The sequence below is a fragment of the Acinetobacter bouvetii DSM 14964 = CIP 107468 genome (assembly GCF_000368865.1).
Classification (GTDB): Bacteria; Pseudomonadota; Gammaproteobacteria; order Pseudomonadales; family Moraxellaceae; genus Acinetobacter; species Acinetobacter bouvetii.
Window position 1 is genome coordinate 512,844 of record NZ_KB849725.1, and the last position, 16,742, is coordinate 529,585.

The 16,742-nt window shown below is 48.4% G+C and carries 15 protein-coding genes; 8 read left to right on the forward strand and 7 right to left on the reverse strand.

All coding sequences use genetic code 11. From position 1 onward, the window contains the following. Positions 1 to 128: 128 nt before the first annotated feature. The 5 genes from F941_RS02475 (at position 129) to F941_RS02495 (ending at position 5,374) form a co-directional block, all read left to right on the forward strand. Positions 129 to 1,721 (forward strand): peptide chain release factor 3, encoded by a 1,593-nt coding sequence (locus tag F941_RS02475; RefSeq protein WP_005007390.1) that lies wholly within the window; start codon positions 129 to 131, stop codon positions 1,719 to 1,721. A 96-nt stretch (positions 1,722 to 1,817) separates the two neighbouring features. Further along, positions 1,818 to 2,642, forward strand: a complete 825-nt coding sequence (locus tag F941_RS02480) for a hypothetical protein (protein WP_005007392.1) — start codon at positions 1,818 to 1,820, stop codon at positions 2,640 to 2,642. A 54-nt stretch (positions 2,643 to 2,696) separates the two neighbouring features. After that, positions 2,697 to 3,641, forward strand: coding sequence for an RsiV family protein (locus tag F941_RS02485; protein ID WP_005007395.1), 945 nt, complete (start codon positions 2,697 to 2,699; stop codon positions 3,639 to 3,641). Further along, positions 3,641 to 4,468, forward strand: coding sequence for a TatD family hydrolase (locus F941_RS02490; RefSeq protein ID WP_005007398.1), 828 nt, complete (start codon positions 3,641 to 3,643; stop codon positions 4,466 to 4,468). Before F941_RS02485 ends, F941_RS02490 begins: the two co-directional genes overlap by 1 nt. A 99-nt stretch (positions 4,469 to 4,567) precedes the next feature. Then, positions 4,568 to 5,374: an enoyl-ACP reductase FabI gene (locus F941_RS02495; protein WP_005007400.1), complete on the forward strand. Its 807-nt coding sequence runs from the start codon at positions 4,568 to 4,570 to the stop codon at positions 5,372 to 5,374. Positions 5,375 to 5,564: 190 nt separating this feature from the next. Here F941_RS02495 and secB read toward each other — a convergent pair whose 3' ends face one another. From secB to rsgA, 4 genes are all read right to left on the reverse strand, one after another. Beyond that, positions 5,565 to 6,023, reverse strand: a complete 459-nt coding sequence (gene secB, locus F941_RS02500; protein ID WP_005007402.1) for a protein-export chaperone SecB — start codon at positions 6,021 to 6,023, stop codon at positions 5,565 to 5,567. Between the two features lie 40 nt (positions 6,024 to 6,063). After that, positions 6,064 to 6,318 carry a glutaredoxin 3 gene (gene grxC, locus F941_RS02505; RefSeq protein WP_005007405.1) on the reverse strand — a complete coding sequence of 85 codons (255 nt, stop codon included), beginning with the start codon at positions 6,316 to 6,318 and terminating at the stop codon, positions 6,064 to 6,066. A gap of 19 nt (positions 6,319 to 6,337) precedes the next feature. After that, complete coding sequence (locus tag F941_RS02510; RefSeq protein ID WP_005007407.1) at positions 6,338 to 6,745, reverse strand: rhodanese-like domain-containing protein; 408 nt, start codon at positions 6,743 to 6,745, stop codon at positions 6,338 to 6,340. 94 nt (positions 6,746 to 6,839) lie between these two features. Beyond that, on the reverse strand, positions 6,840 to 7,898 hold the full coding sequence (rsgA, locus tag F941_RS02515; protein WP_005007409.1) for a ribosome small subunit-dependent GTPase A: 1,059 nt from the start codon (positions 7,896 to 7,898) through the stop codon (positions 6,840 to 6,842). A gap of 123 nt (positions 7,899 to 8,021) precedes the next feature. Here rsgA and orn point away from each other — a divergent pair, with 123 nt between their 5' ends. The 3 genes from orn to F941_RS02530 all read left to right on the forward strand — a co-directional run bounded on the left by orn (position 8,022) and on the right by F941_RS02530 (position 11,437). Beyond that, a complete protein-coding gene (orn, locus tag F941_RS02520; RefSeq protein WP_005007410.1) occupies positions 8,022 to 8,579 on the forward strand; it encodes an oligoribonuclease in 558 nt (185 codons plus the stop codon). Positions 8,580 to 8,730: 151 nt separating this feature from the next. After that, positions 8,731 to 9,501, forward strand: a complete 771-nt coding sequence (locus F941_RS02525) for a tRNA threonylcarbamoyladenosine dehydratase (protein ID WP_005007413.1) — start codon at positions 8,731 to 8,733, stop codon at positions 9,499 to 9,501. Positions 9,502 to 9,613: 112 nt separating this feature from the next. Next, complete coding sequence (locus F941_RS02530; protein WP_005007414.1) at positions 9,614 to 11,437, forward strand: tetratricopeptide repeat protein; 1,824 nt, start codon at positions 9,614 to 9,616, stop codon at positions 11,435 to 11,437. A gap of 110 nt (positions 11,438 to 11,547) precedes the next feature. On the opposite strand, the gene F941_RS02535 is transcribed toward F941_RS02530, so the two are convergent. The 3 genes from F941_RS02535 to F941_RS02545 are packed head-to-tail and all read right to left on the reverse strand — an operon-like array spanning position 11,548 to position 16,281. Further along, positions 11,548 to 12,951: an efflux transporter outer membrane subunit gene (locus F941_RS02535; RefSeq protein WP_005007416.1), complete on the reverse strand. Its 1,404-nt coding sequence runs from the start codon at positions 12,949 to 12,951 to the stop codon at positions 11,548 to 11,550. A gap of 10 nt (positions 12,952 to 12,961) precedes the next feature. Next, complete coding sequence (locus tag F941_RS02540; protein WP_005007418.1) at positions 12,962 to 14,941, reverse strand: MacB family efflux pump subunit; 1,980 nt, start codon at positions 14,939 to 14,941, stop codon at positions 12,962 to 12,964. Positions 14,942 to 14,943: 2 nt separating this feature from the next. Then, on the reverse strand, positions 14,944 to 16,281 hold the full coding sequence (locus F941_RS02545; RefSeq protein ID WP_005007420.1) for a MacA family efflux pump subunit: 1,338 nt from the start codon (positions 16,279 to 16,281) through the stop codon (positions 14,944 to 14,946). Between the last annotated feature and the right edge of the window lie 461 nt (positions 16,282 to 16,742).

Genomic DNA, 16,742 nt, shown 5'->3' on the forward strand with positions numbered 1-16,742 from the left:
AGTTGATGAGTGAAGCTCTATAAATGTGTTTTACTCAATATTATTAATAAATCTGCTACAATATCGCCAATTTTTAAATTGATCAGATCTGGTCTTTTGCGCTGCGTGTCTGCAGCAGGTGTCTTTCCATGAGTTTTAAACAAGAATTAGCGGCGCAGGTCGCTCAGCGCCGTACATTCGCTATTATTTCCCACCCCGATGCCGGTAAAACCACCATGACAGAAAAACTGCTGTTATGGGGACAGGCGATTCAGGTCGCCGGTATGGTGAAAAGCCGCAAGTCAGACCGCGCAGCAACATCGGACTGGATGGAAATGGAAAAAGAACGGGGCATTTCGATTACCACCTCGGTCATGCAGTTCCCGTTTAAAGACAAAATGATCAACCTGCTCGATACCCCAGGGCATGAAGATTTCTCGGAAGATACATACCGGACATTAACTGCGGTCGATTCTGCATTAATGGTGATTGACGGCGCGAAAGGTGTCGAAGACCGTACGGTGAAGCTGATGGAAGTCTGCCGCATGCGCGACACGCCGATCATTTCATTTGTCAACAAAATGGACCGTGAAATCCGTGAGCCCTTAGAGCTTTTGGATGAAATTGAAAATGTCCTGAAAATTAAATGCGTGCCTTTAACCTGGCCGCTGGGTACTGGCCGCGACTTTGCCGGTGTATTCAATTTAATTGAAGAAAAATTTTACGTATATAAAGCGGGTTTTGGTTCAACCATTACCGATATTGAAGTGCGTGACGGCTATAACTATCCGGACTTGCGTGAAAAAGTCGGTGAGCTGGCATGGGCAGCCTTCGAAGAGTCTTTGGAATTGGTGCAAATGGCCAATGAGCCTTTAGACCGCACAGAATTTTTGGCAGGCCGTCAAACGCCTGTACTGTTTGGTACGGCATTGGGCAACTTTGGTGTAGATCACGTGCTGGATGCATTTTCAAAGTATGCGCCAGAACCGAAAGCGCATCCGACAGAAGCGCGCACAGTTGAAGCGATTGAAGAGGGCTTTACTGGATTTATTTTTAAAATTCAGGCCAATATGGATCCGAAGCACCGTGACCGTATTGCATTCATGCGGATTTGTTCAGGCAAATATGAAAAAGGCATGAAAATGAAACATGTGCGTATTGATAAAGATGTGCGCATCAGTGATGCATTAACATTTCTGGCGGGCGACCGTCAGCATCTGGAAGAAGCATGGCCGGGCGATATTATTGGCTTGCACAACCACGGCACCATTCAGATTGGCGATACTTTTACCGCAGGCGAAAAGCTTCACTTTACCGGCATTCCGCACTTTGCGCCCGAAATGTTCCGCCGTGTGCGCTTAAAGGATCCATTGAAATCCAAGCAGCTGCAAAAAGGCTTAAAAGAGCTGTCGGAAGAAGGCGCCACACAGGTGTTCATGCCGCAGAACAGCAACGACTTAATTGTGGGCGCGGTAGGTGTGCTGCAGTTCGAAGTTGTGGCGTACCGCCTCAAAGAAGAATATAAAGTCGATTGCATTTATGAGCCAGTCAGCATCAATACTGTGCGCTGGGTGTCTTGCGATGACGACAAGAAATTTAATGAATTTAAGAAAAAAGCGCATGATCAGCTGTCGGTTGACGGCGGCGGCCATTTGACCTACCTTGCGCCGAGCCGCGTGAATTTGCAACTGATGCAGGAGCGCTATCCTGACATCCAGTTCCGCAACACCCGCGAGCACTAAGTCTCCAATCGGACAGAAAAATAAAACAGCTTCACATGAAGCTGTTTTATTTTGTGATAAATTGATTTTAATTTTAAGCTTTCACCTCTCAGCATTATGAATATCATCAAGGATGCAGTAACACTTTCACTGCTTGGCATGACCCTGCTGCTGAGCGCCTGTGATGATTCTAAAAAACCGCAGCAGCCTGAATCTGAAAGAAAAACATCAGTTTTTGCGCCTGAAAAAGCGGAAGTATTGCCCTATTTAAATATTCAGGAACAGCCTGCAAAAATTGCGTTGCCTTTTTGTGAAAATAAAAGCTGTATTGATCTGGATATACAAACGGTTCAAACCGCAGACGCGTGGCTGAATACATGGATTGAACGCAATCAGGCGCTGGTGGTGCAGGATCAGATCGGGCTGAAGCAGAGCATGAGCCTGCAGCAGGCAATCAATGCGTATGTGAAAAAATCAGATGCATGGCAAGATGAATTTAAAGCCAACCGGCCTTATTCCTTAACCATGTACACCCGCATTCCGTATCAGCGCAATCAGTATGTGCTGCTGCAGGTTGGCGTGGATACTGCGCAGGAAAATGTCAAAGTGAAAGACCGCCATTACTTTTTTGTTGCAGACCGCAATACCCAGAAAAGTTTAGCCCTGCTGGACATTATGGATGCTCAAAAACAGGCGAAAATGAATGCGATTGTGCAGGAGGCATATGCCAAATGGCTGAAAGATCAGGATGCGGCTGTCCGCTCCGCGGCGCCGAAAAAGCTGTATTGGGGGCAGTCTGACTGGTTTTTCGATCAGGAGGGGATTGGCCTGCATTACCGCACGCATGAAATTGTCAAAGACGGCAAGCAGCTGGATATTTACTTAAGCAAACAACAAACACAGCAGGTCTTGAAAGCTGACGTATATCAGCATATGTTTTAATGTCAGGCATTGAAGAATGATGCCGGTCAGCCAGATAAGAGAGACACTTCATTCATGTTAAAGCATAAAAAAATTTGGGCGATGAGCATTTTGGCTTCCGCTGTTGCGCTGAGCGCCTGCCAGCCGCAGAAAGCTGAACCGAAGCCAGAAGAAAAACCGAAAACAGAAGCGCCGGATCAAAGCATGAAACTGATCGGCGATTCTGAAAAACTGAGTTTGAACATGCCGGACTGTGACGGCAACAGTTGCCCTGAAATTTCAGTTGAACGGCTCAGCAGCAACCAAAGCTTTATTGATCAATACATTGATGATGAAATATTAAAGCAGCTGGGCTTGATTCTGTCTGTGGCGCCTGCTCAGGACAAAGCGCAAACGGCGGCCAGTGAAGCCAGCGCTGCATCTGAAGCCAAGTCGCCATTGGCGCAGGTCGAAACGCCAAAAGTAAAACTAGAGAAGCAGGCTGCGCCTTATATGCAGGCCTTTATTAAATTGGATCAAGAGCTGAAAGATTTAAATTCAGCGCAGAAAATCAGCTTGATGGTTAAGCCGAAAATTTTAAATGCAGGGGAGCCATTGGCGACCGTCGTGCTGAACAGCAGCAGCTATTTGGGCGGCGCGCATGGCTCATCCTCACAGCAGTATTATAATTTCGATCTCAAAGCCAAGAAACTGGTCAAACTGGATGACATTATAGCCGCGAAACAAAAAGCCGCATTGCAGAAGAAAGCGCATGAAGCTTTTAAAACATGGGTGATGGATTCTAAGCTTGCAGACAGTGTGGATGAATATGAACAGGCTTGGAAATTTAAACTGTCAGACAATTATTTCTTGGGGAAAGATGGCTTAATTCTGCAATATGCGGAATATGAAATTGGGCCGTATGTCGTGGGGCTGCCGCGCTTAACCCTTCCTTATGATCAGCTGCAAGGCATTTTGAAGCCGCAATATCTGCCGGCAGCCGCTGAAGCGCCAGCTTCTGAAGCCAAAGCGAAATCTTAATGCGCAGCCGTTCTGCCTTATTTGATACGCATACCCATTTTGACGTGCCTGATTTTGATCCCGACCGGGAGGAATTGGCGCATGCGGCCAAACAGGCGGGCGTAGAGCGTTTGGTGCTGATTGGCTTTGTGCAGAACCGATTTCGGGATTTAATTCAGACGCATCATTTTCTCAATAGCTTAAAGAACGCGCCAAGAAGTGAATTGGCGCCCGGCCTGCATCCGTTTTATATCGAACAGCACCAAGAGCCGCATTTGCTGGATTTAGAGCGGATTCTGCAATCTGAAAACTGCGTGGCGATTGGGGAAATCGGTTTAGATACTTTTCTGCCGCAGCATAAACAGCCCGATGCTTTTACCAAGCAGCGGCATTTTTTTGCTGAGCAGCTGGAACTGGCAAAGCAGTATCACAAGCCTGTGTTGTTGCATATTCGAAAGTCCCATGCGGAAACGCTGAAAATTTTGAAAGAGCAGCAGTTCAGCCTAGGCGGCATTGCGCATGCGTTCAGCGGCGGGGTAGAAGAAGCCAAAGCCTTTATTAAGCTGGGATTTAAAATTGGCGTGACCGGACAGATTACCAATCCGAATGCAAGAAAACTGCATACCGTCGTTCAGGCTGTCGGCGCTGAGCATTTGGTGCTGGAAACCGATTGCCCTGATATGACCCCGCTATGCTGCCAGCACGGCAGCGGGCAGCGCACACGCAATACACCGGTGAATTTGCCCTATGTGCTGCAGGGGCTGGCGCAGAGCCTGCAGGCGGATGAAGGCGATCTGGCGCGGCAAATGTGGCGCAATACGCTGGATACGCTGCATCTGAAAATATAAAGGCGATTTTCGAATTGCTGTAAAAAAGGCGCATTATGCAATTTCTAAAATGCTCCAGACTTGGCATTATGCAGTTAAATTTTATCGAGTGAGATTCACATGGCACAAGGACTATTGGCGGGTAAGCGCTTTTTAATTGCCGGTATTGCAAGCAAATTATCTATTGCATTCGGTATCGCTCAAGCACTGCACCGTGAAGGCGCTGAACTGGCATTTACTTATCCGAACGAAAAATTAAAAAAACGTGTCGATGATTTTGCAGAACAATTCGGTTCAACTTTAGTTTTCCCTTGTGATGTGGCTGTGGATGCAGAAATTGAGGCCGCATTTACAGAACTGGCTAAGCACTGGGATGGCTTAGACGGTGTGGTGCATTCTATCGGTTTTGCGCCTGCGCATACTTTAGACGGCGACTTCACTGAAATTACTGACCGCGAAGGTTTCAACATCGCGCATGACATCAGCGCCTACAGCTTTGTTGCGATGGCGCGCGCGGCGAAGCCTTTGTTGGTGGCGCGTCAAGGCTGCCTGTTGACGCTGACTTATCAAGGTTCAGAGCGCGTTATGCCAAACTACAACGTTATGGGCATGGCGAAAGCCTCTTTGGAAGCGGGTGTGCGTTACTTAGCGTCGAGCTTGGGTGCTGAAGGCATCCGCGTGAATGCCATTTCTGCAGGCCCAATCCGTACATTGGCGGCGTCAGGCATTAAATCATTCCGCAAAATGCTGGATTTAAATGAGAAAGTTGCGCCGCTGAAACGCAATGTCACGATTGAAGATGTCGGCAATGCCGCGCTGTTCCTGTGTTCACCTTGGGCAAACGGCATTACCGGTGAAATCATGTATGTCGATGCCGGTTTCAATACTGTGGGCATGAGCGCTGACCTGATGCTGGATGCGGAATAATTTGCTCCTCCCTTTTTTAAAGGGAGGCTGGGAGGGATTCTTCTTCAATTGAATCAAATCCCTCGCCCTCTGGGGGAGGGGATGATATTTTTCCCTCATCCCGACCTTCTCCCAAAGGGAGAAGGAGAAAAGCATAGGGCAATAAAAAAGACCGCAATGGCGGTCTTTTTTATTGCTGAAAGACAAGCGTTTAAGCCTGGCCTTCCACAGCAGAGGCTTGAGCGCGTTCTAAATTCGCTTCAAATTCTGCATCAAAATTGATTGGTGTCAAAAGCAATTGCGGGAAGCTGCCTTTAGTGACCATGTCATTCACCGCTTCACGCAGGAATGGGAACAGAATGTTCGGGCAGTAAGCGCCAAGGATGTAAGGCAGGCGCTCTTCTTCTACAGCATCAATCAGGAAAATGCCAGATTGAGTGACATCAACGATAAATGCAGTTTCGCCTGCATTGTTCGCTTGCACCACAACTTTTAAAGACACTTCAAAGTGAGTCGGGTCAACTTTTTCAGCAGAAGAGGACAAATTAATGTTCAGTTCCGGCTGCCATTCTTTGGTAAATACTTGAGCCCCAGGCACTTCAAAAGAAATATCTTTAGTATAAATACGCTCTAAAGCAAGTTGCGGTTGAGCTTGTTGTTCTTCACTCATTCTGTAATCCTTAATATGAAGATGTGATGTTGTTTGGCTGTTAAGCCAGTAAATCGTCGAGTTTGCCTTCACGTTCTAATGCGTAAAGCTGATCAAAACCGCCAATAAATTGTTCACCAATGAAAATTTGCGGCACGGTGCGGTGCTTGGTGCGCTGCATCAATTCCACACGCACTTCAGGCGCTTCATTGGATAAATTAACTTCTTTAAAAGTTACGCCTTTACGCTCAAGGAGCTGTTTTGCACGAATGCAGTATGGACAAACAGCAGTAGAATAAATCGTTACTTCAGCCATTCAAAATCTCCTTAAACAATTATTTCGCTTTTACCAGTGGCAAGCCTTGCGCTTTCCAGTTGCTGATGCCGCCGTCTAAGCGGTAAGCATCGGCATGACCGACCTGCTGTAAAGCAGAACCTGCAACTTGACCTAAATTGCAGATAAATACCAGTGGGCGCTCTGAGTTTTTCAGTTCGTCCAGATGCTTGGTAATTTGGCTGTAAGGAATGTTGCGGCTGCCGCTGATGTGGCCTTCGCGGAAATCTTTTGCATCACGCAAATCAATCAACATGGCATTTTTTGCTTTAGCCAAAATTCCTAAAGACTGCGGTGAAATTTTGCGGCCATTGCGCTGACCTTCTAACAGGAAGAACAGCACCACAAATACAGCAAGTGTGCCAAATAAGAAGGGGTGATTCCCCATAAATTCGAACCAACGTTCCACAAGTCACCTAATCACAATTCAAAAAACTGCCAAGAGTATAGCTGATAAATATGGTGATCAAAATCACCGCTTCAAGGGCCGTACAGAATAAAAACTAATTTTTTTGCTGCGCTTCCGCAATTTCATCAATTAAGCGTAAATAGCTGTCTAAGCGGCGCGGCAGAATTTCACCTTTAGATGCAGCTTCGCGCAGGGCGCACTGTTTTTCATGCTTATGGGTGCAGTTGCGGAATTGGCAATAACCCACCAAATTGGCAATTTCGGTAAAGCTATTCTGAACACTTTCTGTGGTCAAATGCCACAAGCCAAATTCACGAATCCCGGGAGAGTCAATCAGCGCAGCATTTTCACCAAAGGCGATGAGGCGGGTAGAGGTCGTGGTGTGCTGGCCTAATGCGGAGTTTTCTGAAATGACATTGGTTTTTTGCGCAGCGTCAGGAACAATGGTATTGATCAGCGAGCTTTTGCCGACACCGGATTGGCCGACAAAGGCCACGGTTTCTCCCGCCAAACGCTGAGACAATGCGGAAACATCACCCGAAGACTGGGTTTGCATCACTTCATAGCCCAGGTCTTTATATTCCTGAACAAGATCTAAAATTGGATCATCAGCTTTAACCAGATCCATTTTATTCAAGACCAGCAAGGCTGGAATATCCGCATCGGCGCAGGCGACTAAATAGCGGTCAATCAGGCTGGGCGCAACTTCAGGAAAAGAGGCGAAAACAATCACAATCAGGCTGACATTGGCGGCGACCGGCTTAACTTTGTGGTAACGGTCAGGGCGGGTCAGCAAAGATTGGCGCGGGTGAATGGCGGTAATAATGCCCAAACCGGTATTCGGATCGGCCTGCCATTTCACGCGGTCACCGGTCACCAGCGCTTCTAAATTGGTGCGGGTATGGCAGCGCCAAACACTGCCCAGTTCAATAGGTTTCCAAAACGGTTCGGGTTCACCCGCAGAAACCGCAGGCTTTTTAGGATGCGCCTCTGGAACAGACAGTGCTTGAACTTCCAGCTGGCGTCCATAATGCTGAACGACTAATCCTTCAAGATCATTCGAGGTATCGATTTCTTCCTGACGGGATTGGTGCTGTTTTTGAATGCGGCGCTGCTGCTGCTCGGTAAGGCGGCGCTTACGAATTAAAGCCATTCATATCCTAAAAAACCATAAAATCTAGAAGGCAAAAATAGCATGAAGCGGGGTCTATTTACAGCGCGGGGTCAAGAAATTTGCTACTATAGCCGCTTTACAGCCTAATAAGATTGCACATTTATGAGCAGCACACCGGATACCCGCCTGATTTGGATTGACCTTGAAATGACAGGTCTGGATACCGATAATGATCAAATTATTGAAATTGCAACGATTGTAACCGATGACAAGCTCAATATTTTGGCGGAAGGCCCAGTGCTGGCGATCCATCAGTCACCTTTAATCCTCAATGCGATGGATGAGTGGAACACCCGCCAGCATGGCCAATCCGGCTTAATTGAACGTGTGCGCCGCAGCAAATTGACGGCTCAGGATGCAGAACAGCAGACCATCGAATTCTTAAAAAAATGGATTAATCCCAAAGTGTCGCCAATGTGCGGCAACTCAATTTGCCAAGACCGCCGCTTCATGCACCGCTTGATGCCGGAATTGGAACAGTTCTTCCATTATCGGAATTTAGATGTGTCGAGCGTTAAAGAATTGGCAAAACGCTGGCGCCCTGAAATCATGAGCGGTTTAAAGAAAAATGCGTCGCATTTGGCGATGGATGATATCCGCGATTCTATTGCAGAATTGAAATATTACCGTGAATACTTCTTTATTATGAATAACGACTAAGCTCTTTATTCAGAAACGGAAGATTAAAAAATCTAAAGAAGAGGCGTCCTGCCTCTTTTTTTATAGCCTGGACTTTAGATGCAGAGCGCTTCATTTCAGCGCTGAATTTGCTAAAATGGCGCCTTGTCCAGATTTAAGATTAAGCTGAAGAATGACTGATTTGCTCCAGGAAGATGAATATGAACGCCGCTTTGCGGGGGTTGCCAAAATTTATGGAGAAGACAGCTTCAGTCATTATGAAAACAGCCATGTCATGGTGATCGGCATTGGCGGCGTCGGTTCCTGGGCGGTTGAAGCCTTGGCGCGCACAGGTGTGGGCGAGCTGACACTGGTGGATATGGATGTGGTGGCGGCATCCAATATTAACCGCCAGCTGCCAGCGATGACATCGACACTGGGCATGGAAAAAATTGAAGTGATGGCGGAACGCTGCCGTTCCATCAATCCTAAAATTAAAGTCAATCTGATTGATGACTATTTAACGCCGGATAATGTCAAAGCGCTTTTAGCCGCAGCGCCGGATCTGATTTTAGACTGCATTGACGATGTTAAAGCCAAATTGGCGCTGATGCTGCATTGCCGCTTTAATAAAATTCCGCTGATTGTATCAGGCGGCGCCGGCGGCAAAATTGATCCGCTTAAAATCCGGGTTGCGGATTTGTCGAAAACCGAACAGGATCCAATGCTGGCGAAGCTGCGCGCGCAATTGCGCAGCAAAGGCATTTGCAAAAAGCCGAAAGAAAAATTCGGCATTACCTGTGTATATTCGATTGATAATCCATTTTCCAGCGCTGATGTCTGCCCAAGCGCCGGCCTGCGCTGCGGAGGCTACGGTTCTGCCGTAGTGGTGACCTCAAGCTTTGCCATGATCGCTGTTTCTGAAGCGCTGAAAAAACTTGATGCAAAGCGTCCGAAACTTTGAAGCAGCGCGCATTCTGAAGCAAACTAAAGCACCAATTACGGTGCTTTTTTTGATGGTTGCCTTTAGAATGAATAACAGTATTTAAAATAAAAATTAACCGTATGGGGCGGCTATGTGGTTTTTCTTAATATTGATCTTGGGGATTGGCGCGCTGGCATTTTGGATGTGGAAGCGTCCGGACCCTGTCAAGCGCGATCAGGCGCATGCGGGGCAGAGCGACTTGTGGGTGGAGCAAATAGATGCGCAGATGAAGTATGCTGCGCGCTTAAGCTCGGATTCAGCGCAGCCGGATTATGCGCGCGCTTATCAGCTCTACAGTGAGCTCGCAAAGCAGCATGACTTGCCGCAAGCCTATATGCAAATGGGTTTAATGCACGTCAATGGCCAAGGCCGGGCGAAGGATATGCAAAGCGGCATCAGCCTGTTGGAAAAATCCTTCAAATTAGGCGGTGATGAAGCCGCTTATCAGCTAGGGCAAATTTTCGAGCAGCAGCAAGACTCTGAAAAAGCCCTGTATTGGTACCGTCATGCGGTTGCGCGCGGCAATATGGAGGCGCAGTACCGGATCGCTGAACTTGGGGCAGAAGATCAGCAGGCTTCACTGCAGCAGAAATTTAAACTGCTCACGCAAAATGCAGAGGCGGGGCATGCCGGTTCACAGTATCAATTGGCGCAGTATTATTTGACGGATGCAGAGCATCTGAATTTAAACCTGGGCATGTATTACTTATTTCAAGCCGCCCATCAAGATCATTTGAACGCGAATCAGGAGCTGGCCCTGCATTATCAGCAAGGTGAAATTCTGCAAAAAGACCCGCATAAGGCTATGCAGTTTAGCAAACGCTGCCTGCTGCTGGGGGATGCTCAAGGGCTGGCGGAATATCAGCTTGCGGTTCTAAGAGGGGCAATCGATGCCGATCAGCGCCAGCGGGTTTATCATGAGCTTTTAGATCAGGCCAAAGTGCACAAAAATGCGCAAGCCAAGGCGATTTTAGGCGCGGCGCATTTTCATGGCTGGTATGTGGAGCATCAGGAAACCTTAGGCTTCCGCTTTTGGTCCGAGGCGGCCAATGACGGCAATGCTTTTGCGCTGCGTCAAATCGCCGCCTTGTATTTTGAACATTACTTAGTGGCGGATGCGCCGGAAAAGGCTTTGGAACTGTACCGATATGCAGAACAGCGTGAAACACATGCCAACAGTTTATTTGGCATGGGGCTGTGCTATTTTACAGGCCGTGGCGCACAATACGATGCTGTGCAGGCCAGGCAGCTGATTCAAAAAGCGGCGCAGCAGGCCTGGAATTTTAAGCCGCAGACCGATGCCGACATGCTGTATGCCATCGGCCTGTTTTATAGCCAGCCCACTTATCCGCTGCCAACCCATGAACGCGCTTTAAATTATTTAATGTCAGCGTCGGAACAAGGCCATGCCGCCGCCCAGTTTTATGTTTATCAAATTTATTCAGGCTGCGTATTTGCTGATGTGAGCGATGAGGTTGAGGCGCAGTATTATTTGCAGCAGGCGGCTGATTCTGGACATGCGGAAGCGCAATATTTACTAGCGCAGGCACTGTTTGCCGAAAATAATCCGGCGGACCGGAAGCGCAGCCAGCTGCAGGCGCTGCAGTATTTGCAGGCATCCGCTCAGCAGGGCAATGCGGCAGCCTTGAATTTATGCGGTGAGCTGCATGAGCAAGGCAAGATGCTGACACGGGACTTAACGCAAGCCTTGGAATTTTATCAGCAGGCGGCGAATCTGCTGAATCCTGATGCTTATGTCAATTTGGCGCATGTGTATACGCATGGTTTAGGGGCAGAGCGCAATATTCAGCTGGCCCGCAGCTGGCTGGAAAAAGGCAGCGTGATGGGGCATGAGAAAAGTATCGAACGCTTAGAGGATATTGACGATTATTTAGAGCAGCGCCCAGTGCTGTAATTACCGGCTGACTGCAACGCGCCGGCGCCTAAAGTCCGGCGTTTTTTATTGAGTTTAAATAAGGCAAATAAAAAGCCCCGCAGGGCTTTTTACATGGAACCAAGAGAGCATTAAGGCAGCGGCTTAATTGGACTGCCGCCCAAAGCCTGCATCAATGTCACATAGGCATTGTATTGGCTTTGCTTGGCTTGAACCAAAGACAGGCGGGCGTCCCGCGTCGTTTTCTGAGCATCAATTAAATTTTTCAATGCAATCGCGCCATTGCGGTAACGCACTTCCGTCAAACGTTCCGTTTTTTCCGCCAGTTGCACATTGCGCTCTTCAAACGCAACCTGCTTGTTTAATTCAGTGCGGTTGGACAGGGCATTTTCTACATCGGCAAAAGCCTGATATAGGGTTTGGCGGTATTGAATAATGGCTTTCTCGTAGTCCAGATCACTGATTGCCAAATCTTTCTTCATGTCATTGTATTGCAAAAATGGCAGGCTGAGGCTGGCGCCCAGCGCCAATGCTGGATTTTGCAATAATTGCGTCAATGAGGTGCTGGAAGAGCCTAAAGTGCCCGTCAGGCTGATCGATGGGTAATAGCTGGCTTTCGTGGCGTCTTTATTGGCTAAGGTTTTGCGCAGGCGCAGTTCACTGGCCTGCAAGTCTGGACGGCGTGACAGCAGGTCTGCAGGCAAGCCCGCCGCAATATTCGGCATGGCAATGCGCGGCAGGCGCTGCGGCTCAGCAATGGTCAGCTGCTGTACGGGTTCGTGCAGCAGGACTGCAAGCGCAGTCCGCGTTTCAACCTTCTGCTGCTCAATTTGGCTTAAAGCCGCCTTTTGGCTTTGTACAGACTGTTCTGCAGAGGCGAGATCCAAGCCTGAAACCGCGCCGGCTTTATATTGAACTTTCACTAGGTCATAAGTTTTCTGTGTGCTGGCTAAATTCTGCTGCGCCACACTGTAGCGTTCATTCAGATAGCCCAGCTGCCAGTATAAATTGGCAGCCGTGGCAATTAGGCTTTGCGCGGTGGCCTGTAAATCCTGTTCGGTTGCTGAGGCTTCCCATTTGGCGGCTTCAGTTTGGCTGGACAGTTTGCCGAATAAATCTAATTCATAGCTGACGCCGGCACTGAGCGATAGGCCCTTAGATGAATCATCGCCGGAGTTTAAGTCAAAATTATGTCCAGCCGATGCGCTTGAGCTGACGCGCGGGCCTTGCTTATCTTGCGCTAAACCCGCTTGCAGGCGCGCTTGGCGGAGGTTGATGCCGGCAACGGCCAAATCCGTATTAGCATCCAATACTTGGCTGATCAGCTGATTGAGCTCTGCATCATTAAATAATGTCCACCACTGATCAGCATAAGCATCCGCATGAATTTTTTGATTCGCCGCTTTGCTGTTTTGAAAGCTGCTGGGCATATTGACTGCCGGCTGCTCGTATGGCGTGCGCACCATAGCGGCACAGCCGGCAAGGCTGCTGCAGAGAACCAAGGCGCTTGCAAGTTTAGTTAAATTCAATTGCATATTTATTTCCTTATTCTCTAGACAGGGCATCGACAGGGTTCAGCTGCGCAGCGTTGCGTGCGGGAATGAATCCGAATACGATGCCGATCATGCTTGAGCAGACAAAGGCTGCGGCAATCGATGTGGTTGAATAGGCCATCTGGAAGGTATCTCCGGCAAAATGACTGATAATTTGTCCAATGCCTAAAGACAGCAAGACGCCTAAGATGCCGCCCAGAATACAGACCAGAACCGCTTCGATTAAGAACTGCTGCAAGATGTCGCTTTGACGCGCGCCAACCGCCATGCGCACCCCGATTTCCTGTGTGCGTTCAGTGACGGAAACCAGCATAATATTCATCACCCCAATCCCGCCGACCACAAGCGAGATCACTGCAATGGCAGACACCAGCAGCGTCATGGTTTGCGTGGTTTGCTGAATGGTTTCGCGGATACTGTCAGAGTTTTGGGTAAACACGTCTTGCGCGCCATGGCGCTGCACCAGCAGATTCAAAATGGCATTTTCAGCGGCTGCGCTCGGATATTCATCCTTCACCCGCACAATAATGCTGCGCACATTGGCCTGTCCCAGCATGCGGCTCATCACCGTTGAGTAAGGCAGATAGACATTTAAGCTGTCATTATTGCCCATCATGCCGGTTTGCGCTTCTACGACGCCGATAATGCGGCTCGGGACGCTGCCCAGCAGAATCACTTGCCCGACTGGGTCGGTTCCATCGCTGAAAAAGGTCTTTTTGGTATTGTCATCAATGACCACATCCTGAGACTGCTCAGTAACGCTTTCCTGATCAAAGGGCTGACCGGACGCAAAGGTCAAGCCTTTAACATAAAAGTAATCTGCGCTGACGCCATTTACCGTTGCAGAGGCTTCGGTATCTTTAAAACGCGCCGTAACACTGCTGCTGACGGTTGGGCTGACGCCGTCTACATAGGGCTGTTCGGACAGGGCTGTGGCATCGGCAGGAACCAAAGTTTTCACTTGAGCCGAGCGTGAGTTATCGCCAAAGCCGCGCCCTTGGTATACGGTAATGGTATTGGTGCCGAGGCTGCTGATATTTTCTAGAATCTGCTTTTGCGAGCCATTGCCCAGCGCGACCACAGATACAACAGAAGCAATACCAATGATAATGCCTAGCATGGTCAGGAACGTACGCATGCGGTGTGCATTCATGGCCAGAAGCGCCATGCGGAAGGCTTCGCTTAACCGGTCCGCGGCAGAGCGCCATGCCGGCGTCCTTTTTTTGATGGCCGGCTGCAATTCCTGCTTTTCTAAAGGTTCATCATCTGTTTCAGGCACATTCGGCAGATCGGAAATAATGTTGCCGTCACTGATCTCAATAATACGGGTCGCATTTTTTGCCACATTGTGATCATGCGTGACCAAAATGATGGTATGGCCTTTGGCATTCAGCTCGCGCAAAATACGCATCACTTCAATGCCGCTGTTTTTGTCCAATGCGCCTGTGGGTTCATCGGCTAAGATGACATCGCCGCCATTCATCAGCGCGCGGGCAATGGAAACCCGCTGCTGCTGCCCGCCTGACAGCTGGCTGGGGCGGTTTTGGGTTTTTTCAGCCAGCCCTAAGTCGGTCAGCAGGTCTTTGGCGCGCTGCTGGCGTTCAGCTGCATCCACACCTGCATAAACTGCAGGCACTTCTACGTTGCCGGCCGCGTTTAAATCGCCAAGAAGATGATAGCGCTGGAAAATAAAGCCGAAATACTCACGGCGCAGCTGCGCCAGTTCATCGGGTTCAAGCTGGCGGGTTTCACGGCCTTTAACTTTATAGCTGCCGCTGGACGGCTGATCCAGGCAGCCGAGAATATTCATTAAGGTCGATTTGCCTGAACCGGACTGGCCGACAATCGCGACTAATTCGCCAGGATAAATTGCTAAATTTATGCCTTTTAAGATTTGAACCGTGCTTTCCCCTGCCGGGAATTCACGAGTCAGATCTTTCACCTCAAGCAGAGGCTGCTGATGTTGACTCATGATTACATTCTCATTGGGCCGGCGTTGCGGTTGCTGCGTTTTGCAGAATCATTGCTGGTGTCTGAACCATCGGCGATCACCACCTTTTCACCTTGCTTCAAGCCTTTCAGCACTTGCGCAGTAACCCGGTTGTTTAAGCCGATGAGCACTGGCTGCGGTTTCGCTGAGCCGTCCGCCTGAACCACACGCACCATTGCCATAGAGGCTTTGCCTTGCTGGATTAAGGCTTTTTCCGCATCAGACAGTTCTAAGCGTTTTGGGCGGCTGGCTTTAGCCGGGTCATTGCTGGCCGCAGCTTGGCTGGCTGCGCTATCATTGCCTGTGCTGTTTTTATTTTTGCGGTCAGGACGGTTGGATGCTTGAATGGCTGCGGCTGGAATCGTCAGCGCATTTTTTGCTTCGTCTAAAATAATGTAAACCTGCGCAGTCATATCAATACGCAGCTTGCCGTCTTCATTTGGCACATCAAACAAAGCGTTGTAGTACACCGCCGTGCTGGAAGAAGAGGTTGAACTGTTGCTGGTTTCATTATTGATTGAAGAGGGTGCAGGTTCAACCTGGCGCAAAGCTGCATAATGTTTGGTTTCACTGTCGCCTAAGGTGGTGAAATATACACGCTGGCCTTTTTCAACTTTCATGACATCGGCTTCTGAAATTTCAGCTTTGATGGTCATATCGTTTAATTTTGCCAATTTAACGATGGTTGGCGCGCTTTGATTGGCGTTCACGGTTTGGCCTTCTTCAGTCACAATCGCCACAATTGTGCCATCCATAGGCGCTACAATCTGGGTGTAGCCTAAATCTTCTTTTGCTGTGGCCAACGTCAGGCGCGACTGTTCGATTTGCGCGTTAATGGCATCAATATCGGCCTGTGCAGTTTTAAAGCTGGCTAAGGCCGATTCCAATTCAGCGCGTGAGGTCGCATCTTGCGCATACATGGCTTTTTGGCGGTTATATTCCGCTTCGACTTTGGCTAAGTTGGCATTTTTTACAGCCAGCTGCGCCTGCTGATTTTTAATGCTGGCTTCAGCGGTTTTTAAATCATTGGTTTGGCGGACAGAGTCAATCTGCGCAATCACCTGGCCCTGTTTGACTTGGTCACCCAGCTGCACATACATCTTTTTAACCTGTCCAGAGACCTGCGCGCCGACGCTGACCATTTTGGCTGCTTCAAGCACACCTGTCGCCAATACCGAGTTCTCTAAATCAGCACGGGACACTTCAGCGGTGATGTATTGCGGCTGTTCCTGCTTGGGCTTAAAAAAATACCAGGCGGTGAGGGCAACGGCCAGAGTGCAGACAATCGCAAGCATAATTTTGGTTGGTTTTATTTTTGGCATATGGGGCAGGCATGAAAAGTATAATTTTTAGATTATAAGTTCGAAATGCGGATAAACCGTGAATTTTTTATTCCAAACCGAAATGATTATTATTTTAAGTGGCGAATTGAGCTGCTAAAGCCCTTGTGAAGATCATTTTTCTCGCATTTTTTGCATGACTGCATTTCTGCACAATAGAAATGTCAGCAAATTTAGAAGAGCTGCTCTGGAAGCATCATCAGACCTTATGAATGGCTGCTTGAGTCTGATTGTGAAAGCATGTAGAAAAACTGTGATAAACAGGTATCTGCGATAGCGAGTGTTGCTGAAGCGGAAGTTAAATTCAGAACAAAAACTTCTGATTGTGCTGAATAGCTGGTGTTCAAACTATTTTGTATTCGGGTTTTTGCTGTTGAATTTATGGTGAAAAATCTGGCGCTTAATTCAGCTGAATAAGTTTGAAAATTATATCTTATGTCTAT